The organism is Candidatus Enterococcus huntleyi, from assembly GCF_009933175.1.
In the GTDB taxonomy this organism is placed as follows: Bacteria; Bacillota; Bacilli; order Lactobacillales; family Enterococcaceae; genus Enterococcus_K; species Enterococcus_K huntleyi.
The window spans coordinates 73,292-98,793 of sequence record NZ_MAEJ01000010.1 but is presented as its reverse complement, the minus strand read 5'-3'; the positions used below and the strand labels follow the sequence as shown (position 1 = coordinate 98,793).

Here is a 25,502-nt window from a genome sequence, read left to right as displayed (position 1 = left end):
GTTTTTTTTATAGGAGGTTTTTATCGTGAAATCAGAAAAACCAACTCTTTCATTTATTGAAAGTTTAGTTATTTTACTGTTGCTGTTAGCCATTTTAGGGTTTTTAATTATTGGTCAAAAATTATCCCCACATATTCCGCTGCTCTTTGTTTTCATGTTATTACTGTTCTATGGTCGCTGGAAGGGTATCTCTTGGGAAGAGATTCATAATGGGATAACGGTGGGCATTACACCGGGCATTGTTCCGATTATTATTTTCCTACTGATTGGCGTGTTGGTAGCCACTTGGATTTTATCAGGCACGATTCCAACAATTATGGTTTATGGTTTTAAAATTATCTCAGTTAATTTCTTTTTACCGACTGTCTTTATCGTCTGCAGTCTAGTTGGCATCACTGTTGGTAGCTCATTTACCACAATCTCGACCATGGGCATCGCCTTTCTCGGAATTGGTCATATTTTAGGTTTCAACAATGCCATGACCACGGGCGCGATCATCTCCGGTGCTTTTTTAGGGAATAATCTGTCGCCGCTCTCAGACACCACCAATCTTGCAGCCGGCATTGGGGAAGTCGAGCTGTTTGAGCACATTAAAAACATGCTGTGGACCGTTGCGCCAGCCTTTATTGTTTCAATGATTGGCTATATTTTCTTAGGTCATTCATCTGGGGTAACTGATTTAAAATCGGTTGATACGATGGTTACAACTTTACGCAATGGCTTCTTTATTTCACCGATTACACTGATTCCAGTCGCTATTTTATTCCTATTTGCTTGGAAAAAAGTGCCCGCAATTCCGACCTTATTAGTCGGTTCAACGATAGCTATAGTGTTGGCGTTTATCCACCAGCCAACCTTAACGTTGCAAAAAATTTCCACGCTATTAATGAGTGGTTACGTCTCGACAACAGGGGACAAACGGATGGATGTTCTTTTATCTCGGGGTGGGATAGAGAGTATGTTAAACTCGGCCGCTTTAATTATTTTGGCCTTAGCTGTCGGCGGTTTGTTGATTAAATTTGAGATTATCGCAAACTTAATCGAGAAGAGCAAGGATTATGTCGATAGTCCAGCAAAACTTGTCGGACTAACCGCGCTCAGCTCACTGATGATTAACGTCTTGGTAGGGGAGCAATATTTATCGATTATTTTGCCAGGCGAAACCTTCAAATCTTCCTTTGCTCGCTTAAAAGTTGATAACAAATACCTCACGCGAACCTTGGCCGATGCTGGAGCAGCCGTCAATTCGATTATTCCTTGGGGCGTCAGCGGAACCTTCATTATGGGTACCTTAAAAGTCAGCGCCTTGTCTTACTTACCCTATGCCTTTTTTCCGATACTCTGCCCAATAATCACGATTTTCTTAGGACTTCAGCTCAATCGCAAACAGGCAAAGAAACCAATCCCTCAATAAATTCTACACATGTTTATTTTAGGTAATAGGTTAAATGAAATCCGAATAGTTTTTATGTAACTCGTTTAAAATAGGGGGCAATTAGTTCAAGTAGTTAATGCTACTTTCAGGTCTTTTTGCGTAGCTTAGCCAATTGGTCTATAATGGCTCTATAATTGACTTTGTTTCTAGAATAGGAAAGTCATCAAACATCGTAGAAAAGAGGGGAACGATCATCAAAATTTTAGTTACTGGTTTTGATCCATTTGGAGGAGAGACTACTAATCCAGCCTTGGAAGCTGTCAAAGGCTTGCCCACAACAATTAATGGCGCAGAAATTATTAAGCTAGAAATCCCGACCGTTTTCAATAAATCTGCTGAGGTTACAAAAAAGGCCATCTTAGCACACAATCCAGATGTCGTCTTAAGTATTGGCCAAGCAGGTGGACGTTTTACTGTGACACCTGAACGGGTTGCCATCAATCTCGATGATGCCAGAATTGCCGATAACGAAGGCAATCAGCCAATTGACCAACCGATTCAAATAGACGGTGCCGCAGCTTACTTCACTCAATTACCTGTCAAAGCCATGGTTCAAGCGATTAAAGAAGCTGGCTTACCAGCAGCCTTATCTAATTCTGCCGGAACCTTTGTCTGCAACCACATCATGTATCAAGTTCAATATATGATTGCTAACGAATTTCCCGAAATGAAAGGTGGCTTCATCCATGTGCCTTTTATCGCCTCGCAAGTTGTCGATAAACCAAGCAGCCCATTTATGAGCTTAACCGATATTATCGCTTCCTTAGAAAAAGCCATCGAAGCGATTGTCACATTTGATGGAAAAGAAGATGTGAAAACGATCGAAGGGACCACGCATTAGACTAAAAGTAAGACAAATCAAAAACAGCCAAAACCTTATCGAACAGATAAAGTTTTGGCTATTTTTCGCTTCAAACGCTTCACTTTCACAGAAGCTTACTTCAATTCAATTCGTTTCGCATCTTTCTTATGGTTTTCTGATTTAGGCAACGTTAAATGTAAGACACCTTTTTCAAATTTACCGGTGATTTTATCTTCGTCAACATTTGGCATATAGAACGAACGATTATAAGACACGACGCTACGTTCTTTGCGCAGATAATTCTTTTCGTCCTCTTTTTCTTCGACTTTATTTTCATGTTTGGCCGAAATCGTCAAGGTATCATTGGCATATTCGACAACCGTATCTTCCTTATCGCAACCCGGCATATCTGCTGTTAACTCATACTCTTTGTCCGATTCTTTCAAGTCAACTTTAGGAGCACTTGCGACACCTAAAAAATCACTGAAATTGGGACTAAACACATCACTAAAATCTGGAAACATATCACGAATACTTGGAACATTAGCCATCATAAATCATCCTTTCAAATTAGTTTTTGCGTTCCTACAATTCTGTAATAAACCCAAATTAAAAAAATTGCAAGAAAAAAGAATTTCCCAAAACAAAACCGCTAAATAGGGTCAAATTCTCTAGTAAAATTCTTACAAAATAAGAAAAATAGCTGCCGTAAAATAGAAGAGGGTAGCGTCTTCCTTAGAAAAAATCCATTAGCGAAAACGAAAAACAGCGCTCAATTTTTTGCTTGATCGCGTGAGTCAAGGGAGGTCATTTTCAGCAATTTTTTGTAGAAAAATGACTGTCAGCTAATCAGTTATTTGTATCCGCATTCAACTTGTTGTTGCAAAACGAAAAAATTATGCTATGATAAAAATGAACCGGTTCAATTTTACTTATTTAGGAGATGAGCACTATGAAATTTGTAGACAAACTGTCAGAAAAATTGTTACCTATTGTGTCGAAGATGAACAGCCAACGCCATTTATTGGCCATCAGAGATAGCTTTATTTTCACGATGCCTTTAGTAATGGCGGCATCTGTTATGGTTTTATTGAATGCCCTTATTTTTTCAAATGCTTCTGTTCAAAAAGTGATCGACTTGAGTTTCTTAGCAGACTTGGCCATGATCGTAAACAATGGAACGATGAGTATTCTCGCTATTGTTGTTTGTTATAATATCGGTTGGAATTTAGCCAACCATTATGTTCGTTCTGGCAAAATCGATGATCCAGCCTTTAATGCGGTCCACGCGGGTATCTTGAGTATTGCCGTGATGTTTATTCTGATGCCTGTCCAAAGCGTGGTTACTCTAGCGGACGGAAGTACAGCAGAAGTCGGTGGCGTCTTTTTACAAAGTTTAACGTCATCTTCAGGTCTAGCAACTGCTATGATTGCTTCTTTACTTGGCACAGAGCTATTTGTTCGTCTTGCTAAATTTAAGAAATTGAAAATTAAAATGCCGGATGGCGTGCCACCAGCAGTAGCTACATCTTTTAATTCGCTTGTTCCTGAAATTTTAGTGATTCTAATTTTTGCAATTTTCGTATTTGCTTTAGATAAAACGACGGGCTTGAATTTCCCTGAGCTTATCGAATTAGTCATCCAAACACCTTTAAAATCTTTTGTTTTATCTGTACCTGGAATTTTATTCCTTCAATTTTTCTCAGATTTCCTTTGGGTTTTTGGTATGCACGGATCAAGTATTCTGGCACCTATTCGCCAAGCACCCTTGTTACAATCGATTCAAGAAAATATGGATGCTTTCTCAGCAGGCAAAGACATTCCTAACATTATTACAGAACCATTTACAAATGCCTTTGGTTTAATTGGTGGGGGAGGCTGTATCTTGCCGTTAATCATCGCCATCCTATGGGCATCAAAACGTAAAGACCAACGTCAGATTGCAAAATTTGGTTTGACTACATCTATCTTTAACATTACAGAACCTGTCATGTTCGGTTTACCAGTCGTAATGAATCCAATCTTCATGATTCCTTGTGCGATTATTCCTTCAATCAATTTGATTATTGCTTATTTTGCAACAAGTACTGGTTTAATTGCGAAAACTGTCGCAGCGGCACCGTGGATTACACCACCCGTATTCCAAACATTTATCGCAACTGGAGGAGATATTATGGCTTCTATTTTAACAGTCTTACTGATTATCTTAGATATCTTCTTATTCTTACCATTTGTCATAGCCGCGAACAAAGCAACACAAGAAGGAGTGGCAGATCTTGTCTAAATACCCCTATCAAAATCCAGAATTGTCCATTCGTCAACGCGTTGAAGACCTAATCAGCAGAATGAGTTTACAAGAAAAAGTTGGTCAGGTAAATCAACATTTATATGGTTGGGAATGTTATAAAAAGGCCGATGATGGCATTACATTAACTGAAAATTTTACAGAGCATGTCGCTTGGGGTGGCGGAATTGGTGCTTTGTATGGGTTATTTCGTTCAGATCCTTGGTCAAAGGTTGATTATTCAAATGGGATAGAAGCCAAGGATAGTTGGAAAGTCACAAATAAGATTCAAGAATATATCATCACGCATTCTCGCTGGGGAATCCCAGCTTTGATTGCTGAAGAATGTCCACATGGTCACCAGGCATTAGATAGTATTTCTTATCCGACTAATATCGGCCGAGGGAGTACTTTCAATCCAGAATTATTACAAAAGACAAGTCAGCTAATGGCTCAGGAGCTGGCGGCAAAAGGGGTTCATTTAGCTTTAGTGTCCACGCTGGATTTAATGAAAGATCCGCGTTGGGGACGTGCCGAGGAATGCTTTGGCGAAGATCCAATCGTCAGCGCGAAGATGACGGAAGCCGTTGTCGCGGGATTTCAAGGCAATTTAATCGATGACCAGTCCCGTTTTATTGATTATTCAGTCTTAGAGATTAACAAAACGCCTCAACAAATTGGCGTCATTTTAAAACACTGTATCGCGCAAGGGGAAGCGCAAGGTGGCCATAATTCAGGCACAGTACCGATTGGAAATCGCGAATTCGCTGATGTTTACACGCCATTATTAGCCAGCACCAGAAATGCCGTTGGGGTGATGGCGGCTTACAATGACATTGATGGCGTTCCGTGTCATACAAACCGCGCACTCTTTGAAACGCAATTACGAGATCAGCAAGGATTTCAAGGAATCGTGATGGCAGATGGGATTGCCTTAGACCGTTTACAGGATGTCTATGAAGAACAAACAGAAGCTGCCGCAGATGCGCTAGCCGCAGGCGTCGATTTAAGCTTATGGGATGAGACGTATACAAAAATAGAAGACGGCGTTACAGCCGGAATTGTCAATGAAGCAGATCTAGATGCCGCTGTACGAAGAGTCTTGGCGATTAAATTCTTACTTGGATTATTTGAACAACCTTATGTTGAAGATCCTAGCGAAAAATGGGCCACTTTGCAGGCTGAATCAGAGTTATTAAACGAAGAAATTGCTAAAGAAAGCCTGACGCTTCTGAAAAATAATGACATGCTTCCTTTACAAGCAGACAAGAAAAAAATAGCGGTCATTGGTCCAAATGCGGATGACATCTACCATTTACTCGGTGACTATTCGGCTCCTCAATCTGAAAAACAACAAGAAAAAACTATTTACCGTGAAATCAAAAACGAGTTTGCTACAGCCGAAGTTGTTTATGCAGAAGGCTGTGAAATTCGTAATGAAGAAAATCAGCAAGAGAAGCTCGCTGAGGCACTGACTGTGGCTAAAGATGCCGACTATCTTATCGCCGTCTTAGGTGGGTCCAGTGCTAGAAACTTCGACATGGAATTTTTACGAAACGGAGCCGTTACTTCAAAAGGGATTAATATGGATTCGGGCGAAAACGTCGATGTTGCTTCATTATCATTAGGTGGAAAACAAGAGCAGCTACTGACTGAACTGGCTAATTTAGGCAAACCGCTACTGACAATCTTGGTGCAGGGCAGACCCTATGATTTAACCGCGGTTGAACGCTTATCAGATGCTGTATTAGTTGCTTGGTTCCCCGGACAAGAGGGGGGCAAGGCCATCGCCAAAACCTTGAGTGGCGAGAATAATCCTAGTGGGCGTCTAAGTGTTAGCTATCCACGCAATAGCCAACAACTGCCGGTCTATTATTATCAGCGCGACGCTTCTAAACAAGAAGATTATTATGATTTGAGTGGCCAGCCTTTGCACCAATTTGGGGAAGGCTTGAGCTATACAAATTTTGCCTATGAAGCGCTTCAAGTAAAAATGAATATTGACAATCTAGAAGTATCCGTTAAAGTTAAGAATACAGGAAGTGTTGCTGGAAAAGTAAGCTCACTTGTATTCGTGAAGCTTTACGGAGGAGCCGTGATTCAGCGGAAGAAATTCTTAAAGGATTTCCGTAAAGATTTTCTTGAACCAAATGAAACAATCGAGCTTACATTCACACTAACGCCAAACGATTTCCGTTATATGAACGTGAATAACCATTGGCACTTCGCGAAAAAAGCGAAAATCATGATTGGAGATTTATCATACGAATTCCAATGTGATTGGTAGGAGTGTATAACTATGGCATCGATTCGAGATGTTGCAAAACTGGCCGGCGTTTCCTTAGGTAGCGTTTCGAGATATCTGAATGGACAACAATTAAAGCCAGCGAATATGGAAAAAATTGCTCAGGCAATCAAAGAATTAGATTACAAAGAAAATATTATTGCCAAAGGGTTGAAAAACAATCGGAGTTTCTCTATCGGCTTATTAATGAATAGTATTTCTAGTCGATTTGGTTCTGAAGTTGTGTCTGGTATCGAAAAAGTAGCCGAGGAAAATGGCTATAGCTTGTTATTGAGTGGCTTTTCTGCTGAGAATAAACAAATTGATGAAAAAATTGACTATTTAATGAAACATTCGATTGATGGATTGATTGTCTTTTTATCAGAAGAAGAATGGATTGATTTGAAAAAGTTAGAAAGAATTCAAGTACCTCTTGTCTCATTGAACTATCCTGGAACAGCGCAACACGCAGACGCCATCTTAGTCAATGACCGACAAAGTGTGCGAGAAGTTATCGCCCATTATATCCAACAGGGACATAAAAAAATTGGCTATCTCTCAGCACCACAAGATGACTATCCAGCAAAAGAACGTTTATTAGGCGCTAGGGAAGCCATCGAAACAGCTGTTGCTTGCGACCCTGAAAATCCTCAAGTAATTTTAGAAACCTATGAAGGGGACTATACCAGAAAAAGTGGCTTTTTAGGAACGGAGCAATTACTAAAACGCGGCGTCACTGCCTTATTTGTCAGCAACTACAACATGTCTATCGGTGCTTTAGAATGCTTTAATCAAGCCGGAATAGTCATCGGCAAAGATATTGCATTCGGCCATTACGATTATTTGGCGCAAGGGGAGCAAAGTATCTTGCCACAAATAACCATTAATCCGCCAACTGAAAAGATTGGTGAGACAGCAGCAACTATCATGCTAGAACGTATTAAACAAACAGAGCCTCATGAGAAAAAGAATCTTTTAATGAACAATCAGATATTGGGTCTCGATTAAACGCGATTTCTTTATCCGAAATTAGCTCTTCATACAAAATCCCCTTCCGTGCACGAAATTTCCGTGTATGGAAGGGGATTTTTTGCTGGCTATTTTTTTATAATCATCTGAATCGCTTTTTCTAATTTTTGGGCTTGTGCCTGGGCATCGCTATCTGGATCTTCAAAGCAATTTTGCAGATTGTTGGCAACGATAATTCCCATGACACGATCAATACTCGAACGAATGGCGCTGAGCTGTGTGACAACATCCATACATTCTTTTTCTTCTTCAATCATTTTTTGAACGCCGCGAATTTGGCCTTCGGTTCGTTTTAGGCGATTGAGCACTTGTTTTCGTGAATCAGTTTCTACCATGCTATTTCCTACTTTCTAAAAAAATGACTTTGGGTCATCCTATCATTTATTTACGTTAAATTATATGAAACACAGTGGGTTAACACGTTATCCATCCGTTTTCAGGTTCCTTTTTTACAAACTTATCATACCTACTAGGGGTATCGTTGTCAAATTTATTGAGTAATTTCATGCGACTGTTGACAAATTTTCAAAATAAATAGATTGACAAACTTTGACTACAAGCGTTTAATATACCGTACAGGGTATATTAAGTTAATTGAAAGGAGCTCGTCTATGTTCGCCATTTTCCAATCAATAAAATCTATTTCAACCGATCAATTCACACAAATAACCGATAAGAACATTCAATTGCTAGATGTTCGTTCACCACAGGAGTACCGTTCAGGTCATATTCAACAAGCGATTAATGTTCCTTCACAAAAGATAGATACCTATAGGGGTAAAAAGGTCCCGCATTACCTGATTTGTCAATCAGGTATCCGTAGTAAAAAAGCGGCCAAATACTTAAAGAAAAAGGGCTACGAGGTCATCAATATTCGTGGTGGAATGAACCAGTGGACAGGCAAGAAAGTAGGAGGAAAATAAGATGAAAATTGTAATTATTGGTGGTGTCGCAGGCGGTATGTCAGCCGCGACCCGTTTACGTCGATTGATGGAGGATGCTGAAATTATTGTTTTTGAGAAGGGACCGTACGTTTCTTTTGCCAACTGCGGCTTACCTTATTTTGTTTCAGAGGAAATTAAAACACGAGATAGTCTAATCGTTCAAACGCCTGAAGCTTTAGCAGCGCGTTTCCAGTTAGATGTTCGACCCCATCACGAAGTCCTGGCGATTGATTCAAAAAATCATTCTGTGACCGTTCAATCAAACGGTCAAACAGTTACTGAAACTTATGACAAATTAATTCTTTCGCCAGGTGCGAAACCATTTATTCCACCAATTAAAGGCCTGAGCGAAGCGAAAAATGCTTTTAGTTTACGAAGTATTCCTGACCTTGACCAAATTATCGATAGACTGCAGAACGGCGCGCGACAAGCCGTTGTGATTGGTGCGGGCTTTATTGGTCTAGAGATGGCAGAAAATCTTAAGAAGCGGGGACTTGCTGTGACAATTGTTGAAAAAGCCCCTCAAGTGCTTTCACAATTGGATGAAGAGATGTCGGCTTTTGTCGAAAAAGAGTTACGAAAAAATGATATTCAAGTAATCACTGGTCAATCAGCTGTCGAATTTCGAGCAGAAGGCAAGGAACTCATTTTAGAAGATGGCACACAATTAACATCAGATGTCACGATTCTTTCAGTAGGGGTCCAGCCTGAAAGCTCGCTTGCAGTCCAAGCCGGTATCAAAACGGGGCTGCGCGGAGGAATTTTAGTTGATGAACACTATCAGACCAGTCAACCGGACATTTATGCGGTGGGGGATGCGATTGTTGTCAAACAACAAATCACCAACGAAGATGCGCTAATTTCTTTGGCTTCACCAGCGAATCGTCAAGGTAGACAGGTTGCCGATGTCATCGCCGGACTTGAACGAACAAATAAAGGCAGTATCGGAACCGCCATCGTGCGAACCTTTTCTATGAGTGCCGCTTCCGCTGGACTTAGCGAGCGAGTAGCGAGAAATGCGAAGCTTCCTGTTTCCGTTGTCCATGTTAGCGGCAAAGATCACGCCAGTTATTATCCTGGCGCAACTGATCTTGTCCTAAAACTAATCTTTGATGCTAAAACAGGCAAAATTTATGGTGCACAAGGCGTAGGTGAGAAGGGCCTTGATAAACGGATCGATATTCTAGCGACCGCAATTAAAGGTGGTTTGACCGTTTTTGATTTGCCCGAATTAGAATTTACTTATGCACCTCCATTTGGCTCAGCCAAAGATCCAGTCAATATGTTGGGTTATGCGGCGCTGAATCTAATTGAAGGAATCAGTCAGTCTATCCAGTGGTCTGAATTACCTGATGCATTGGACAGTGGGAAAATTCTCCTTGATGTCCGAACACCAGAGGAATTGTTACAAGGAAAATTCCCGCAAGCCATCAATATTCCACTGAATGAATTAAGAGAGCGATTAGACAAATTGGACCAAACAAAAGAGTATATTGTCAGCTGTCATAGCGGCTTACGCAGTTATATTGCCGAAAGAATTTTGAAACAATCTGGCTTTACTGTTGCGAATTTGGATGGCGCATTCCAACTCTATCAAACTGTCCGACCGGAGGGAATTATTTATGCTTGAAACGATTATGATGCCTGAATTTTATCAACTGACGAAGCAAAAAGACGTGAAAATCATTGATGTTCGAGAAGAAGATGAATATGCAGCCGGTCACTTGCCTACTGCTGAAAATTATCCTCTCAGTCAATTAGCTACGTCATTCGTGACCTTACAAAAAGACGATCACTACTATGTCATCTGTCATTCCGGTGGGCGGTCTGCTGGAGCCTGCGATTTTTTAGCAAGTCATGGCTATCAAGTGACCAATGTTTTAGGCGGCACAGCAGGCTGGCTAGGAGAATTAGTCTGAGTAAGAAAACCTCAGGAACGATATTTTTAGTCTGCTGTCAGTAAATAACCCAGCTTTCTGAATTCAAACCTAGCTTCAGATAGGTTAGGTAACTTTATAAATTGAAGCGTACATTTGCTTGATCTTGTATATTTTAACTATGCTAGTAAATTTTTGGATTTTTTATCACCGGCAAAACACCTAGCATCCAGGTAAGAATCAAAATTAATAACAATAAGCGTTGTTGACTCTACACTTTTCTACCGTTAAAAGGTGTAGAACCATCGCAAGTGCTAGGAATCGTTCTTGAGAGGATTCCTAGCACTTTTTACTTATCCGAAACTATATATTATTTTGATAGTTCTCCAATAGGCTCAAGTATAAATACGTCTGGTGCTAGGGGACAGATCAATTGAATAGTACGCTTTATCTTTAAAATCCCTTTATAGTTTTGTTTCTTACTTCACAAAGAACGCAACTAGCCACAAGTATTTAAAAAGTGGTTAATTTACTACCCATTAAACAATGGATAATAAAGAGTAGACGACCTATAAACCTTGGACATTCGGGATTCTACGGAAAATTTTTATAAAAATAATCTCAATTAAATTCACATTTAGCTGGAAATTATAGACTTTAGTGCTTTTCTCAAAGTTGTGGCTAGTTGCGATGTTTTTACACATTTTTACAAGGCACAAAATCGCAAGAATCCCCTTGTTAGTGGTTTTTCCCTTTAAAAATGCCTTTTTCACCTTGAATTTTACAACAATTAATGCGCAACTAGCCACAAGTATTAAAAAAATGACTGTTTTTATGGATTTTATCCTGTTTTAAATAACGAATTGAGAATTATCAGGGCATATAGCTAGACTTTCTTTGACAGTAATAAAAATAGCAGGCGATTGAAGTGAAACGTTTCACTTTAATCGCCTGCTTTAGTGGATTTATTTTCATAATCAGGATTTGTTCTAGAACAAAATTAGTCGAATTTACCTAAAAATCAAGTAAAACGCTGTTAAATTAGGGTTTTATAATAAAATCAGAAATTTATAGTTGTAAGGGCTTGCATTTTGAAATCAGCAGGTTTATACTTCTTCTCGTAGAAACGTTTCACCAAATTTAAGAAAGGTAGGCTAATAGTTAATTAAAATAGAAAGGAAAATCATATATGAATAAGCTGAAGAAACTCTATAGACAACGGCAACTGCATTGGATGGTTCTGCCTGGCGTAGCTTTTATGATTGTATTCAACTACATTCCTATTTATGGCATTATCATCGCATTCAAGAACTACACCATTATTGATACAATCTCTACGGCACAATGGGTAGGCTTGGAAAATTTCAAAATTATTTTAGAAGATACCTTTTTTTGGGAGGCTGTGGGTAATACTCTGGCCATTAGTTTAATGAAATTATTCCTAGGATTTGCCATTCCCATCGTCCTAGCGATTATGATTTTTGAAATGCAAGATGGCCGCTTGAAGAAATTCATTCAAACCGTCTCTTATATCCCGCATTTCTTCTCATGGATTGTCTTAGGCGGGATGCTCATTTCTTGGCTTTCCACTGGCGGATTCTTCAACCAACTATTAATGTCCGTGGGTTTAATGGACAAAGGGGTCAATCATTTACTCGATCCTGATAAGTATTGGTGGATTGCCGTTCTCTCAGATTTATGGAAAGAGGTTGGCTGGGGCACAATTCTTTATCTAGCTGGTATGTCGCGGATTGACCCAACCTTTTATGAGGCAGCTCGGATCGATGGAGCGACTAAGTTGACTCAAATTAGAGCGATAACCTTACCTTTATTGACACCGATTATTTCCTTGAACCTAATTTTAAATGTCAGTGGGATTTTAGGCTCTAACCTTGATCAAACGTTGGTCTTAATGAATGCGCAAAACCAAAACAAGTCGGAAGTTATTAATTCATTTGTCTACCGCATGGGGCTGACGCAAGGCGATTTCTCATACGCCACTGCCGTTGGTTTAGGAATTTCCATCATTTCGGTAATCCTACTCATCATTACAGACCGTGTCACTAGAAAAATGAATAATGGCAACTCAGTCATCTTATAAAAGGAGGGAGAAACTTATGCTTAAACGAACATCAAAAGAGAATGGAAAATTTTATTTCTTTAATACAATTATCCTTGTTTTATTTTCACTACTGATTATTGTTCCCGTCTGGAACATCCTCGTTTCATCTGTTTCATCCAGCTCCGGGTTGGCTGAAAATGGTTTGGTTCTGTGGCCAAAGGGCTTTACGCTAGAAAATTACCGACGCGTATTATCAGATGCCAGTATTCCGAGAGCCTTTGGTATTTCCGTCCTCAAAACGGTGATTGGGGCAGCTTCACATACCTTGTTCTGTGCAGTCGTCGCTTACGGCTTGAGTAAATCACGTCTGATGGGACGCAGCATTTATACCACGATGGGTGTCATTACCATGTACTTTGGTGGTGGGATGATCCCGACTTATCTATTAATTAAGTCATTGGGCTTATTAGATACGTTTTGGGTGTACATCATCCCAGCCTTGTTTAGCTACTACGATGTGGTCATCTTGATGAACTTTTTCCGTGAGATTCCAGCTTCTTTGGAAGAATCGGCGAAAATTGACGGAGCCACTGAAATGCAGATTTTCCTTAAAATATTCCTACCGCTTACGAAACCAGCCTTAGCTACAATTATCTTGTTTAATGGAGTGGGGCAATGGAATGACTTTATGACCACCAAATTATACATTACAAAAGAATATCTCTACCCGTTACAGATGAAGATTTATGAAATTATCGTTCAGTCAAATTTGAGTACTATGACAGAAAGTGGCAGTACCGACGTTGTTTTCCAAGCGACAACTCGTGGGGTTCAATTAGCCACCATTGTCATTACAACTGTCCCAATCTTAGTGATTTATCCATTACTTCAAAAACATTTCATCGGCGGTATGATGGCCGGTGCAGTGAAAGAATAAAAATTAGAAAGAGGGAATAGACATGAAAAAATTGTTTGGTAGTTTGTTGGCCGTCTCTGTATTACTAAGTTTAGCTGCTTGTGGTGGGAAAGAAGAGAAAGCAGCGGATGATTTTTCGATTAAAGATCGCTATACCTTAGATGAAACGACGCCTGCTTGGAAACAAGATAAAAAAGAAGAAACCACAAAAATCAGATGGTACATTAACTCTGACTGGACTTCCTTACCCTTTGGCGAAGACGTAACGACTGCGCAAATCAAAAAAGATTTGAATATTGATATCGAATTTATCTCAGGCGATGATTCCAAATTAAACGCGATGATTTCAGGCGGCGACATGCCGGATATCGTGACCTTAACCGATATGACCGGTCAAGCAGCCAAAAAAGCTGATTCGTGGGCCTTACCTTTAAATGATTTAGCTAAAAAATATGACCCTTATCTGATGAGTGTTGTGAATGAAGACACCTTTAAATGGTACGCTTTAGATAATGGCAAAACTTACGGCTATCCTAACTATTCAAATACTGAAGCCGATTATGAAGCAGGCAACGTGCCGGTCAATGATAATTTTGTGATCCGTGAAGATGTCTACAATGCATTAGGTAAACCAGATGTTTCGACACCAGAAAACTTTGTCAAAGTCATGAAAGAAATTAGCGAAAAATATCCAGACTACACACCGATGGGCTTCACAACGATTGGCGAAGCAGCGGGTCCATTCTCAGACAAATTGCAAGATTTCTTAGGGGTGCCACTTGAAGATGAAGACGGCAAATTCTACGACCGTAGTATGGATGAAGAATATCTAGAATGGCTAAAAACCATCAACCAAGTCTATCGCGACGGCAATATCAGTGATGACAGCTTTACCGATGATGGTGCAACCTTTGATGAAAAAGTCAAACAAGGGAAATACGCAACGATGCTTGTGGCTGGTACCAGTGGCCAAGGCGGTAACTTCACTGAATTCATGAAGAATTCTGGCACTCAATATATTGCGATTGATGGTCCTTCAAGTACCTCAGGCAGAAAACCAACGCTTAACCAAACAGGGATTTCTGGCTGGCTGAGCAACTACATTACCAAAGATGCTAAGGATCCGGCAAAAGTAACGCAACTGTTCACTTATTTGATCGATGAACCTGGTCAAATTTTGACAAAATACGGGGTTGAAGGCGTTACTTATGCTTACAACGACGAAGGCAAGATTGATTACCTAGATGAAGTCAAAGAGATGGAAAAAACCGACAACGAAGCTTACAACAAGAAATATGGGATTAGCCGTTTCTTATACTTCAACAATGACCGTGTGAATTCATTAAAAGTCAAACAAGTTAGTGCCTTGACACAAATGCAAGAATGGGGTGTCGGCAAATTAACGCCGCATTTCGTGATTGAAAACACGAATCCTGATGCCGGTACAGCCGAAGCGCGTTCAAATGAAGCGATTGAAACCAAGCTAAATACGACCATCGTTTCATTGATTCGTTCAAAAGATGAAAAAGCGTTTGATACAACACTCAACAATTTTAAAGACTTCCTAGAAAATAATAAATGGGAAGCCATTAAAGACATTAAATCTGAAAAAATGGCCGAAAATAAAGAAAAACTAAACTAATAAGAAGGGATGGAGGAGAGGAAAGATCAGCTGTTAGACGAACTTTCCTCTCTGTTACTTATGAATAAACTTTTTTCATATGAAGGATTGTACTATCGAATCTTTTCATTCATCGCCAACTTAATACTGGTCAATCTCTTGTTCTGGCTCAGCAGTCTGACGATTATTTTGATTGGACCAGCACTCATCGCACTGTATCGTACGATTTATCAGATGATCAAAGAACACGAGTCAGCGGTCAGTATCACCTTTATCCAAAACCTGAGAGATAATTTTAAACGTGGCTTGGTTTTGACAGTTTTTATTCCGTTGCTACTGGTGGGGATTGGGGCCGGCACCTTCGTGCTCTTTAACATCACTAACTATCTGGGCTTTCTAGCGATTGTTTTCTTCGGACTTTCACTGCTCTTTATCTGCACATTTTTAATTATCTACAGTGTCTATTCTTGGCCTTTGAAAAAAGCTGTTCATGAGACCTTCTATGTTGTTTTAAGCAGTAGCGCAAACAGTATTATTTTATTAGTGATTCCCGCTCTTACCAGCTGGTTCATGATAAAATGGGGCTTCTTTTTATTTATTGCACTAGGCGTTGCCGTAAGTGCCTGCTTGCAACTGTTCTTTTTTATCAAAGTATTGGAGGAAAACGATGAAGGAAATTAAGCATTTTTGGGCGCAAACAATCGCTGAACTCAACCAGATTCCAAGTCAATTTAACAGAGAACCGCGAGCGACTTCCTTAGCCAATACCGTCGTTTATGATATTTCATTTCAAAGTTTACTGAATGAGACAATTTATGGCGTACTATTGGTGCCAGTAGCCGAGAAACCAAGTCCAGTGGTGATTGATTTTCTGGGCTATATGAATCATATTCAAGAGCCTGAATATTTTGCACATTGGCTGGAGATAGGCTGTGCTTGTCTAGTGATTGATAATCGTGATCAGGGAGGCAAGACGTTGGACTCTGCCAGTTATCAAACGGTGACTTTAGACCCGCCGATGGGCAGAGGCTTTTTGACTAGTCAGGATTTCTATATGCGCAGAGTCATTGCCGATCACTTGCGGGCGGTCACACTGTGTGCGCAACTACCAGAGATTGATTCAGAAAAACTCTTTTTACATGGCGGTTCACAAGGCGGTGGTCTAGCACTGATCATCAATGCCTTAACCGAGCAAACAATTCAAGCAACCTTTGCCAATGTGCCTAGTCACTCGAGTATTGCGAGTCGAATAGATGAAGGAACTGGTTCTTATGGAATTATTCATGACTATATTCAACAACATCCAGAAATGGAACAACAGATTAAAGATGCGCTGGTGCCCTTCGATACACTGCATTTAGTCGAATCCATTCAAAATCCCGTTTATACATCTGTCGGCAGTGCAGACCCAATTTGTCCCATGAAAAATTTCTTTCCTACCTATCATAAGCTACAAGCACCAAAAGAATTAATTGTTTATTGGAATAAGGGACATGATGGCGGGGGACGGCGCCAATTAGAAAAAGAAATCCGGACACTAAAAGAATTACTAAAGGGGAAATTCGCTTATGAAAATCGCAACTTATAACGTTCGTGTCGATACTGATTATGATCAAGAATGGCAATGGTCTTATCGAAAAGACTATGTGTTAGCACTGATCAACTACCATCAGTGGGCGATTGTTGGCCTACAAGAATTACGCCCGAATCAAGTCGCTGACCTGGCACAATTAAATGATTACGCCATCGTTTCAGCAGAACGTGACGGCGACGAGAACGGTGAGGGATTAGCCATCTGTTATAAAGAAGAGGCCTTCGACTTACTGGAAAAGGGGCATTTTTGGTTATCTGATACACCTGAAATAGCTAGCATTCACGAAGGCGCTGGCTGCAAACGAATCTGTCTCTGGAGTATTCTACAAGAAAAAGCTTCCGGAAATGAATTCCTTGTGCTAAATACACACCTGGATCACATCTCTGAAGCCGCTAGATATGCCGGTATGCAGGTCATTCTTACGCGGATGCAAGATAAAATCCAAACTTATCCGACTATTTTACTGGGCGATTTTAATGCTGAACCGACGGAAGCAGTCCATGAATTGGTTCTTTCTCAAGGCTTTGTCAATACAAAAACAGCAACCAAGCACCCGCACTATGGACCGTTTGGTTCCTTTCAAGATTTCAAGTACACCAAGCCGTGGAATGAGTTAGAAGAAATTGATTATATCTATCTACTAAACGGCAGTGTCAAAACTAGTGGTACCCTGACAGATTCTTGTGATAATCGCTATCCTTCTGATCATTTTCCACTGGAAGCAACTATTAACGAGGAGTTGAGGAAATGAAACAAGAACAGCTACAAAATTTAGTCGAACAAATGACGTTAGAAGAAAAAATAGATCAATTATTACAATTGGCAGCGGCTTTCTATTCAGATAAAGCAGAAGAAAAAACTGGCCCGATGTCTGACTTAGGCTTGACCCAAGAAACGATTAATCAAGCCGGCACAACCTTAGGCGTTTCCGGCGCAAAAGAAGCTATTCGTGTCCAAAAAGAATATATGGCAAATAATCGCTTGCATATTCCAACTATTTTAATGGCCGACATTATTCATGGCTTTCGGACAATTTTCCCAATTCCGTTGGCGTTAGGCTGTACCTGGGATGCAGCAGCTGTTGAAAAAATGGCAGCTGTTTCGGCGAAAGAAGCGGCTGTTTCAGGATTACACGTGACTTTTTCACCGATGGTCGATTTAGTCAGAGATCCACGGTGGGGAAGAGTCATGGAATCAACCGGAGAAGATCCGTTTCTTAATAGTCAGCTAGCACAAGCAATGGTCTTAGGCTACCAAGGAACGGATTTGAAAAACGATTTGTCGCGGGTCGCCGCTTGTGTGAAGCATTTCGCGGCTTACGGTGCTGCTCTTTCTGGCCGTGATTATAACAGTGTTGATCTTTCTGAACAGCAATTAAGAGAACAATATTTACCTGGTTATCGCGCGGCTCTTGAAGCAGGAGCAAAATTAGTCATGACCTCTTTCAATTCACTGAATGGCGTGCCAGCAACTGGAAATAAATGGTTGTTCCGTGACATTTTACGTAAAGAATTCGGTTTTGATGGCGTCGTGATTTCCGACTGGGGCGCAATCCAAGAATTAATCGCTCACGGGGTTGCAAAAGATAAGAAACAAGCCGCCCAATTAGCTATTGAAGCAGGCGTCGATATTGAGATGATGACCACTTGCTACACGGATTATTTGGCAGAATTGATTCAAGAAGGCACCGTCGATGAACAGCTTCTAGATGAAGCCGTCCTAAGAATTCTGACTTTGAAAAATGATTTAGGTTTGTTTGAAAATCCACATCGTGGCGCAAATGTTGAAGAAGAAGCGCGCGTGATTTTTTCTGAGGAACATCAACAAGCAGCCAAAGACCTTGCGACAAAAGCGATTGTCTTATTAAAAAATGAAGCGATTCTGCCACTCAAAAGTGAAGAAAACGTGGCGCTTATCGGCCCAGCAGCTGCCTCTCAAGATATTTTAGGCGCGTGGTCGTGGCAAGGTCAAAAAACTGAAGCCATCTCATTAGCAGAAGGCGCGAAAAACCTTTCTTCATCACTCTTACTAGGCAAAGAACCGTTTGATTATTTTGCCCCTTCTGAAGCAGCCATCAAAGAAGCACTTGCGCTAGCTGAAAAAGCCGATAAAGTGATCTTAGCTTTGGGTGAGACATCTGAGATGAGTGGTGAGGCCGCGAGTCGCAGTGATATTCGATTGCCTGAAGCACAAATCCAGCTTTTCCAAGCGCTACAACAAGTCAACAAAGAAATTATTGTGACTGTTTATAATGGTCGTCCGCTAGATTTGTCAGACTTTAATCAAGCAAAAGCGATTGTCGAAGCTTGGTTCCCTGGTTCACAAGGGGGACATGCCTTAGCTGAAATTCTATGGGGAAACAGTAATCCAAGCGGTCGACTTAGCATGTCATTTCCTGAGACCGTCGGGCAAGTGCCGATCTATTATAATGTCGAAAATACTGGTCGTCCTTACGAATCAGCCCCCGATGAAAAATATGTTTCAAAATATTTAGATACATCAAACTATGCTAAATATCCATTTGGTTTTGGCTTAACCTACAGTCAGGTCGACTATACAGAGCTAGTCATTAACCAATCGCTCACGTCTGCGACACCATTAACAGCCTCAGTGAAAGTCAAAAATACATCTTCACTGCCGGTCGTAGAGACGGTTCAATTTTATATTCGTGACTTAGTCGCTGAACGCGTACGGCCAATCAAAGAACTGAAAGCATTCGAAAAAGTCAGCTTAGCTCCCGGTGAAGAGAAGACCGTTTCCTGTGAATTGAATGAAGCGGACTTACGTTATGTGCACATCGATAATCAGTGGCGTAGCGATACTGGTGACTTCCAATTAATGGTTGGGCCAAATAGTCGCGACTTACTCACGACCACATTTCAATTGATAGAATAGAGGAGGGTCCATATGAAGAACCTACGACAACTACAAAAAGGGGACACACGTCTAACTTTTCTAGAGACCGGCGATCTATACGAGATTGAAAGCCACGGCATGATGATCAATCAAATCCTAGGAAATCCTCTAGATGGTAGCCTCAATCAGATTTATCTGCGTCAAAAGAACGCTGACAGTTACACAGTGACACCGCTGATTGGTTCAAATACAGACAGTCAATTTTTTGCCGATGAAACACAACTCACTTGGCAAGGAATGGCAAACGGAATTGATTACCAAGTCGCAATCCAACTATCTGAGCATAATTGTTGGTTCTGGCAAGTCACTTTAGTTGGTGAAGGAACAGTCGATGTCATCTACGGACAAGATTTGGGGAATGCGACCAAAGGGGCCGTTCAATCCAATGAAGCCTACGTTTCCCAATATATTGATCACCATATTTCTTATCCAAATTCTCACAAGCAGACAGTCGTGACATCTAGACAAAATCAACCACAGGATGGCAAATTCCCAGCAGTCGAACAGGGAAGTTTGCAAACACTGCGGGCTTTCTCAACGGATGGCTATCAATTTTTCAAGCGAGCCTACAAAAAGACCAATCAGCCCCAAGCGCTCTTACAAGGAACCTTGGACAATGAAGTCTATCAATACGAATTTGCTTATATTGCCTTACAGTCAGAAACAGTGGATTTAACAAATCAACCGCAGGAATTGGTCTTTTACGCGGCTACCAAAGAATCTCAAGAAGAAGCTGTGAACGCACCGCTCTTTGCGATTGAAACAATCAGCAGCTGGTATCATGAATTAACCTTTACCCATCCAGACAACAACGGCGTTACCTTTACAAAACAATTAGGCGCGCCGATTGTTGGCGAAGAATTCTCCAAAGAGGAGCTGCAATCACTCTATCCTGAGCAAACAGAGGTCGAAGAAGATGGGCAAAACACGCCTTATTCATTCTTCACGAAAGACTACCACCATGTTGTCTTACCTAAAAAGGAAGTCGCCATGGAGCGGACGCACGGGCATATTTTGCTTAGCGGAACCGACTTAGATATTTCGAAACCTTTACTCAGTACCACGGTCTACATGCCTGGACTGTTTAATTCGCAGATTGTTTTAGGCAACACCAACATGCACAAATTGCTAGGCAATAGTCGGAATTCACTTAACTTATCAAAACTTACCGGCCAACGCTTGTATATTTTGGAAGCCGGCACTTGGCGACTTTTAACGATGCCGACTGCCTTTGAGATGGGCTTAAACTCGGCTACCTGGACTTACAAACTAGCCGATGATTTACTGACCATCAGAACGTATACCGTATCTGAGACGAGAGAAGTTCGTCTTGAAGTCGCGAGTCGCCTAGGAAAAGTTTATACTTGGGCGTTATCTAACCAACTATTGATGGGTCCTGATGATACGCCTCATTATCAAATCGATGAGACTAATGAGCAGTTGACCATTCGCAGTACTCACCCAGCTGTTCAGGAAAAATATCCTGGACTGACCTATTATGTCACCAGCAGTCAGCCTTTTGAAATGACCGATGGCAGTTTGTTTACGAATCATACAGATGACCAGCTACTTGTCTTAAAATTGGCAGATACAGCGCAATTTAACGTGACTATTCAAGGAACATTAACCGGACAACCATATACAGAAACACAGACTGATTTCTCACAAGAAGAGACAACTTATCGCTCATTTATCGATGGCCTACTGCACCAATTTTCATTGAGCCACGAGACAGTCAACGTCAATCGAATGAATCTGCTGACTCGTTGGTATACGCACAATATGCTCGTCCATTATCTGTCACCTCATGGCTTAGAGCAATATGGCGGAGCTGCCTGGGGAACTAGAGACGTTTCGCAGGGTCCGACTGAATTTTTCTTAGCGGTGAATCGACCAGAAATTGTGCAATCAATTATTAAAAATGTTTACGCCAATCAATTTGAAGAGGATGGCAATTGGCCGCAGTGGTTCATGTTTGACCGCTACCAAGAACAAAAAGCTGACGAAAGTCATGGCGATATTATTGTCTGGCCGATGAAGATTGTCGCTGATTATTTAGAAAAAACAAACGATTTCTCTATCTTAAACGAAGAAATCCCGTATACTTTACGTAGTAGCTTCCAAAAGACGAAGAAAACAATTCCTTTGTATCAGCACATTCAAAAAGAAATTGCCTATATTGAAGCAAACTTTTTAGAAGGAACCTTCCTCTCTTGTTATGGAGATGGGGACTGGGATGACACGCTACAGCCTTACGATAGTCGCTTGAAAAAAAGCATGGCTAGTAGCTGGACTGTCGCCTTAACCTATCAAGTAATTAAAAAATTAGGCGCACTACTTGCGACATTTGATGCTGCCTATAGTCAAAAACTCACGCAGCTCAGTCAGTCAATTAAGGCCGATTTTGAAAAATATGTCCTAGCAAGCGAAACGATTCCGGGCTTTTTATATCAAACAGCTGAACATGAATTTGAACAAATGGTGTATCCAGGAGATAATAAAACCCATATTCATTACCGATTGTTACCGATGACTAGAAGTATGATTGCAGAACTTCTGACACCACAACAAGTTAGTCATCATCTGAAGTTGATTCGAAAACATCTGCAGTTTCCTGATGGTGTTCGTTTGATGAATCGCCCAGCAAGCTACAACGGCGGGGTTAGTACTCATTTCAAACGTGCTGAACAATCCGCCAACTTCGGTCGTGAGATTGGCTTACAATACGTTCACGCCCATATTCGTTTTGCCGAAGCCATGGCCAAAATTGGGGAAACCGAAGAAGCCTGGCATGCGCTGGAAATTATTAATCCCATCTCAATTGCCGACTATGTGCCAAATGCTGAGATGCGCCAAGCGAACGTCTATTTTAGTAGTTCTGATGGCGATTTCAAAACAAGGCTTGAAGCACAGGAGAATTTTGGTAAACTAAAAGATGGAACAGTGGGTGTCAAAGGTGGCTGGCGGATCTATTCAAGCGGCCCCGGAATTTATTTGAATCAACTCTTAACGGCTGTTTTGGGGATTCGCGAGCAAACGGAACAGGTCGTGTTCGATCCAATATTACCCAAAGAATTAGACGGCCTTTCATTAAACTATCAACTATTTGGCAAGCCTGTAACGATTACTTTCCATTTAAATAGACAAGCTGCTGTCGAAATTGATGGCAAACCTGTAACATTTACCCGAGAAGAGAACCCTTATCGAACCGGTGGACTTTGTGTCTCAAGAACCGAATTCACTGACAAAAAAGAACAACATATCGATATTTATCGATAGGAGAGGAGCACCCATGGTAGGAATAAAAGACATCGCGAAAAAAGCTGGCGTTTCAATCTCGACCGTTTCTTATGCTTTAAATGGCAGTCCCAAAGTAACGGAAGAAACCCGGGCGCGTATTCAAGCAATTGCTGATGAGCTGAACTATGTTCCGAACATGGCAGCTCGGACTTTAAAAAGTCGACAAACCAAAATTATTGGTGTGTATTTAGCTGATTATGGTGGTAGCTTTTACGGCGAACTGCTGGATGGCATTAAGAAAGGCTTGGCTCATTATAACTATGAAATGATCGTGTGTAGTGGAGTGAAATCTCATTTATTCATCCCTGAACGAATGATTGATGGAGCCCTCATCTTAGATTGGACCTTTAAGACCAAAGAAATCGAACAATTTGCTGATCGCGGTCATTCGATTGTCGTGCTTGACCGACAGCTGACACATGAAAATATTCGACAAGTAATCCTAGACAATAAGGGTGGCGCCACGCTAGCTGTTGAACAATTTGCCTCTGCAGGGACTAAGAAGATGTACTTAATATCTGGTCCTGAAAAAGGCTATGACAGCAATCAACGACTAGAAACCAGTCGGCGTGAATTAGATCGTTTTGCGATTCCTTACGAGATTATTGAAGGGGACTTCACGGAACCTTCTGGCTACAAAGCGATTCAAACGATTTTGGAAGAGTCGCCGCAAAAACCTATCGACATCTTTGCTTTAAATGACGAAATGGCGATTGGTGTCTATAAATATATTAAGGAAACGCCTTATGAAATTGGTACCGATATCCGGATTATCGGCTTTGATAATTCAGAATTAGGCGCCTTTATCCAACCAAGGCTAGCGACGATTTCTTATTCGAAACATCGCTGGGGGATTGTCGCAGCCGAAACCATCATTAAGTTGATCCAAGGCCAAGCAACCGAGCATGAACACATCTATACTTCGTTTATTTCAGGTGGTTCATTTACTAAATAATAATGTAAAAAGAGTTCTTCCAGATGATTGGAAGAACTCTTTTCTTATTCGTGAGATAGCTGTTACAACCGTTCTGCTTAGCAGGACGAACGTCTATTTTTTTGAGACTTTCTTGAAGACTGGAATCTCACTATTTGACCCATAATCTAATGATTTAATTGCTTTAAGAGCAGTCATATCTTCATCAGAAATCGTGAAATCAACGGCTGCATTGTTTTCCATATGCGCTTTACTTGAAGCTTTTGGTAAAGGAAGCAAGTCTAATTGTAATAAAAAGCGAATCGCCAATTGTGGGATAGAAACTGCATATTTTTCAGCCATTTTGGCAATTTCTGGATGCTTCATCATCTCGCCGTGAGCGATTGGTGAATAGGCTTCGACTAAAATGTCGTGTGCTTGTGAATAATCAATGACCTCTGTTGGCATTTGTCCGATATGGGCCAAGATTTGATTGACCATTGGCGGTGTTTGGGCATTTTCTAGTAAGTTTTCTAAATCGACTTGCTCAAAATTAGATACACCGATTGCTCGAATTTTACCAGCTGCATAGGCTTCTGTTAGTGCTTTCCAAGCAGCTAGATTGCCTTCAAAATAATGATCTTCTTCATTTTGAAATTCAGCCCATGGTTTTGGACTATGGATAATCATCAAATCAATATACTCTAAATCAAGGGTTTTTAATGAAGTCTCGATAGCTTGTACCGCACCTGGATAATCTTTAATTTCAGCCGCAAGCTTTGTAGTCAGGAAAAGCTCTTCACGTGCTACACCAGATTCCCGCATGCCTTGCCCAACACCCGCTTCATTTTCATAAGCTTGCGCAGTATCGATGTGTCGATAACCTAATTGAATCGCTTCTTTGACTGCTTTAGCTGCCTGATCATCAGGAATCATCCAAGTGCCATAACCAATTTTCGGGACTTTCACACCATTTGATAGTGTATATGTTTCTGTTAACATACAATTTCCTTCTTTCTTATTAATAGTAGAAATGAGATAAAAATTTCATTTCTAGACATATTTTTTTGTTTCTAAAACCTATCTTACAGCCTGAAGTCCACTTTAAGTCAACGAAAATGAATTCTAATTTATTCTGATCAAGTGGAAAGAGGGAAAAGCAGCAACTATTTGTTTCCTCCAATGTTTCAATTGTCGGCTTTTTCTTATTTATTAGAGGTATTCTTGAATGGAGGATAAGTATTTATCTAAAAGTGTTAGCTGTCTGTTTGTCAATCAAAAGAATCATTTTGTTTCACATACAGTGGAACGGACAACTGTTTTTTTATTTTTCTCAAATTCATTTCAGTTATTATAGAGGAAGAAGTGAAAATAAAAAAACAAGCAAAATAAGTCTTTTTGAAGTTTTTTAATAGTTTTTAATAAACAAATGTAGATATAAAAATATATTAAACAAGTTTTCATAAGATTTTTCAAGTGAGTTGATTTTCGATTTTTTTGATGTTATAGATTATAAAATAACAGA

20 protein-coding genes are annotated in these 25,502 nt (G+C 40.5%); 17 read left to right on the top strand and 3 right to left on the bottom strand.

Annotated elements, in window-relative coordinates; all coding sequences use genetic code 11:
- Positions 1 to 25: 25 nt before the first annotated feature.
- Together nhaC and pcp are read left to right on the top strand one after the other, a co-directional pair.
- The gene (gene nhaC / locus BAU15_RS07055; RefSeq protein ID WP_161842035.1) at positions 26 to 1,414 is read left to right on the top strand and encodes a Na+/H+ antiporter NhaC; all 1,389 of its coding nucleotides are present in this window, start codon (positions 26 to 28) and stop codon (positions 1,412 to 1,414) included.
- A 214-nt stretch (positions 1,415 to 1,628) separates the two neighbouring features.
- Positions 1,629 to 2,276 (top strand): pyroglutamyl-peptidase I, encoded by a 648-nt coding sequence (gene pcp, locus BAU15_RS07050; protein ID WP_161842125.1) that lies wholly within the window; start codon positions 1,629 to 1,631, stop codon positions 2,274 to 2,276.
- A 95-nt stretch (positions 2,277 to 2,371) separates the two neighbouring features.
- Here the strand turns inward: pcp and BAU15_RS07045 are convergent, their stop codons facing one another.
- Complete coding sequence (locus BAU15_RS07045) at positions 2,372 to 2,788, bottom strand: Hsp20/alpha crystallin family protein (protein ID WP_161842034.1); 417 nt, start codon at positions 2,786 to 2,788, stop codon at positions 2,372 to 2,374.
- A 401-nt stretch (positions 2,789 to 3,189) separates the two neighbouring features.
- Between BAU15_RS07045 and BAU15_RS07040 the strand changes: the two genes are divergently transcribed.
- The 3 genes from BAU15_RS07040 to BAU15_RS07030 are packed head-to-tail and all read left to right on the top strand — an operon-like array spanning position 3,190 to position 7,813.
- Positions 3,190 to 4,521 carry a PTS sugar transporter subunit IIC gene (locus BAU15_RS07040; RefSeq protein WP_161842033.1) on the top strand — a complete coding sequence of 444 codons (1,332 nt, stop codon included), beginning with the start codon at positions 3,190 to 3,192 and terminating at the stop codon, positions 4,519 to 4,521.
- On the top strand, positions 4,514 to 6,808 hold the full coding sequence (locus BAU15_RS07035) for a glycoside hydrolase family 3 N-terminal domain-containing protein (RefSeq protein WP_161842032.1): 2,295 nt from the start codon (positions 4,514 to 4,516) through the stop codon (positions 6,806 to 6,808). Before BAU15_RS07040 ends, BAU15_RS07035 begins: the two co-directional genes overlap by 8 nt.
- A 12-nt stretch (positions 6,809 to 6,820) precedes the next feature.
- On the top strand, positions 6,821 to 7,813 hold the full coding sequence (locus tag BAU15_RS07030; RefSeq protein WP_161842031.1) for a LacI family DNA-binding transcriptional regulator: 993 nt from the start codon (positions 6,821 to 6,823) through the stop codon (positions 7,811 to 7,813).
- 89 nt (positions 7,814 to 7,902) lie between these two features.
- Here the strand turns inward: BAU15_RS07030 and BAU15_RS07025 are convergent, their stop codons facing one another.
- Complete coding sequence (locus BAU15_RS07025) at positions 7,903 to 8,169, bottom strand: metal-sensitive transcriptional regulator (RefSeq protein WP_161842030.1); 267 nt, start codon at positions 8,167 to 8,169, stop codon at positions 7,903 to 7,905.
- A 276-nt stretch (positions 8,170 to 8,445) separates the two neighbouring features.
- Between BAU15_RS07025 and BAU15_RS07020 the strand changes: the two genes are divergently transcribed.
- From BAU15_RS07020 to BAU15_RS06965, 12 genes are all read left to right on the top strand, one after another.
- Positions 8,446 to 8,757 (top strand): rhodanese-like domain-containing protein, encoded by a 312-nt coding sequence (locus BAU15_RS07020; RefSeq protein WP_161842029.1) that lies wholly within the window; start codon positions 8,446 to 8,448, stop codon positions 8,755 to 8,757.
- Position 8,758: 1 nt separating this feature from the next.
- Positions 8,759 to 10,408, top strand: coding sequence for an FAD-dependent oxidoreductase (locus BAU15_RS07015; protein WP_161842028.1), 1,650 nt, complete (start codon positions 8,759 to 8,761; stop codon positions 10,406 to 10,408).
- Positions 10,401 to 10,697 (top strand): rhodanese-like domain-containing protein, encoded by a 297-nt coding sequence (locus BAU15_RS07010; protein ID WP_161842027.1) that lies wholly within the window; start codon positions 10,401 to 10,403, stop codon positions 10,695 to 10,697. Before BAU15_RS07015 ends, BAU15_RS07010 begins: the two co-directional genes overlap by 8 nt.
- A 1,147-nt stretch (positions 10,698 to 11,844) precedes the next feature.
- Positions 11,845 to 12,756: an ABC transporter permease gene (locus tag BAU15_RS07005; RefSeq protein WP_161842026.1), complete on the top strand. Its 912-nt coding sequence runs from the start codon at positions 11,845 to 11,847 to the stop codon at positions 12,754 to 12,756.
- Positions 12,757 to 12,772: 16 nt separating this feature from the next.
- Positions 12,773 to 13,654 carry a carbohydrate ABC transporter permease gene (locus BAU15_RS07000; protein ID WP_161842025.1) on the top strand — a complete coding sequence of 294 codons (882 nt, stop codon included), beginning with the start codon at positions 12,773 to 12,775 and terminating at the stop codon, positions 13,652 to 13,654.
- A gap of 22 nt (positions 13,655 to 13,676) precedes the next feature.
- The gene (locus tag BAU15_RS06995; RefSeq protein ID WP_161842024.1) at positions 13,677 to 15,275 is read left to right on the top strand and encodes a type 2 periplasmic-binding domain-containing protein; all 1,599 of its coding nucleotides are present in this window, start codon (positions 13,677 to 13,679) and stop codon (positions 15,273 to 15,275) included.
- 60 nt (positions 15,276 to 15,335) lie between these two features.
- Entirely contained in the window at positions 15,336 to 15,935 is a 600-nt protein-coding gene (locus BAU15_RS06990; protein ID WP_161842023.1) for a DUF624 domain-containing protein, read from the top strand.
- Positions 15,922 to 16,842 carry an acetylxylan esterase gene (locus tag BAU15_RS06985; protein ID WP_161842022.1) on the top strand — a complete coding sequence of 307 codons (921 nt, stop codon included), beginning with the start codon at positions 15,922 to 15,924 and terminating at the stop codon, positions 16,840 to 16,842. Before BAU15_RS06990 ends, BAU15_RS06985 begins: the two co-directional genes overlap by 14 nt.
- A complete protein-coding gene (locus BAU15_RS06980; protein WP_161842021.1) occupies positions 16,823 to 17,599 on the top strand; it encodes an endonuclease/exonuclease/phosphatase family protein in 777 nt (258 codons plus the stop codon). Before BAU15_RS06985 ends, BAU15_RS06980 begins: the two co-directional genes overlap by 20 nt.
- Complete coding sequence (locus BAU15_RS06975; protein WP_161842020.1) at positions 17,596 to 19,743, top strand: glycoside hydrolase family 3 N-terminal domain-containing protein; 2,148 nt, start codon at positions 17,596 to 17,598, stop codon at positions 19,741 to 19,743. The genes BAU15_RS06980 and BAU15_RS06975 overlap by 4 nt, the downstream gene beginning before the upstream one ends.
- A gap of 12 nt (positions 19,744 to 19,755) precedes the next feature.
- A complete protein-coding gene (locus BAU15_RS06970; RefSeq protein WP_161842019.1) occupies positions 19,756 to 23,043 on the top strand; it encodes a GH36-type glycosyl hydrolase domain-containing protein in 3,288 nt (1,095 codons plus the stop codon).
- A gap of 13 nt (positions 23,044 to 23,056) precedes the next feature.
- Positions 23,057 to 24,019: a LacI family DNA-binding transcriptional regulator gene (locus tag BAU15_RS06965; protein ID WP_161842018.1), complete on the top strand. Its 963-nt coding sequence runs from the start codon at positions 23,057 to 23,059 to the stop codon at positions 24,017 to 24,019.
- A gap of 93 nt (positions 24,020 to 24,112) precedes the next feature.
- Here the strand turns inward: BAU15_RS06965 and BAU15_RS06960 are convergent, their stop codons facing one another.
- Complete coding sequence (locus tag BAU15_RS06960; protein WP_161842017.1) at positions 24,113 to 24,979, bottom strand: aldo/keto reductase; 867 nt, start codon at positions 24,977 to 24,979, stop codon at positions 24,113 to 24,115.
- Between the last annotated feature and the right edge of the window lie 523 nt (positions 24,980 to 25,502).

Excerpts from the sequence above, each read along its gene's own strand:
- BAU15_RS07045 (WP_161842034.1), bottom strand. The coding sequence starts at position 2,788 with ATGGCTAATGTTCCAAGTATTCGTGATATGTTTCCAGATTTTAGTGAT.
- BAU15_RS07040 (WP_161842033.1), top strand. The coding sequence starts at position 3,190 with ATGAAATTTGTAGACAAACTGTCAGAAAAATTGTTACCTATTGTGTCG.
- BAU15_RS07030 (WP_161842031.1), top strand. The coding sequence starts at position 6,821 with ATGGCATCGATTCGAGATGTTGCAAAACTGGCCGGCGTTTCCTTAGGT.
- BAU15_RS07025 (WP_161842030.1), bottom strand. The coding sequence starts at position 8,169 with ATGGTAGAAACTGATTCACGAAAACAAGTGCTCAATCGCCTAAAACGA.
- BAU15_RS07020 (WP_161842029.1), top strand. The coding sequence starts at position 8,446 with ATGTTCGCCATTTTCCAATCAATAAAATCTATTTCAACCGATCAATTC.
- BAU15_RS07015 (WP_161842028.1), top strand. The coding sequence starts at position 8,759 with ATGAAAATTGTAATTATTGGTGGTGTCGCAGGCGGTATGTCAGCCGCG.
- BAU15_RS07010 (WP_161842027.1), top strand. The coding sequence starts at position 10,401 with ATGCTTGAAACGATTATGATGCCTGAATTTTATCAACTGACGAAGCAA.
- BAU15_RS07005 (WP_161842026.1), top strand. The coding sequence starts at position 11,845 with ATGAATAAGCTGAAGAAACTCTATAGACAACGGCAACTGCATTGGATG.
- BAU15_RS07000 (WP_161842025.1), top strand. The coding sequence starts at position 12,773 with ATGCTTAAACGAACATCAAAAGAGAATGGAAAATTTTATTTCTTTAAT.
- BAU15_RS06995 (WP_161842024.1), top strand. The coding sequence starts at position 13,677 with ATGAAAAAATTGTTTGGTAGTTTGTTGGCCGTCTCTGTATTACTAAGT.
- BAU15_RS06990 (WP_161842023.1), top strand. The coding sequence starts at position 15,336 with ATGAATAAACTTTTTTCATATGAAGGATTGTACTATCGAATCTTTTCA.
- BAU15_RS06985 (WP_161842022.1), top strand. The coding sequence starts at position 15,922 with ATGAAGGAAATTAAGCATTTTTGGGCGCAAACAATCGCTGAACTCAAC.
- BAU15_RS06980 (WP_161842021.1), top strand. The coding sequence starts at position 16,823 with ATGAAAATCGCAACTTATAACGTTCGTGTCGATACTGATTATGATCAA.
- BAU15_RS06975 (WP_161842020.1), top strand. The coding sequence starts at position 17,596 with ATGAAACAAGAACAGCTACAAAATTTAGTCGAACAAATGACGTTAGAA.
- BAU15_RS06970 (WP_161842019.1), top strand. The coding sequence starts at position 19,756 with ATGAAGAACCTACGACAACTACAAAAAGGGGACACACGTCTAACTTTT.
- BAU15_RS06965 (WP_161842018.1), top strand. The coding sequence starts at position 23,057 with ATGGTAGGAATAAAAGACATCGCGAAAAAAGCTGGCGTTTCAATCTCG.
- BAU15_RS06960 (WP_161842017.1), bottom strand. The coding sequence starts at position 24,979 with ATGTTAACAGAAACATATACACTATCAAATGGTGTGAAAGTCCCGAAA.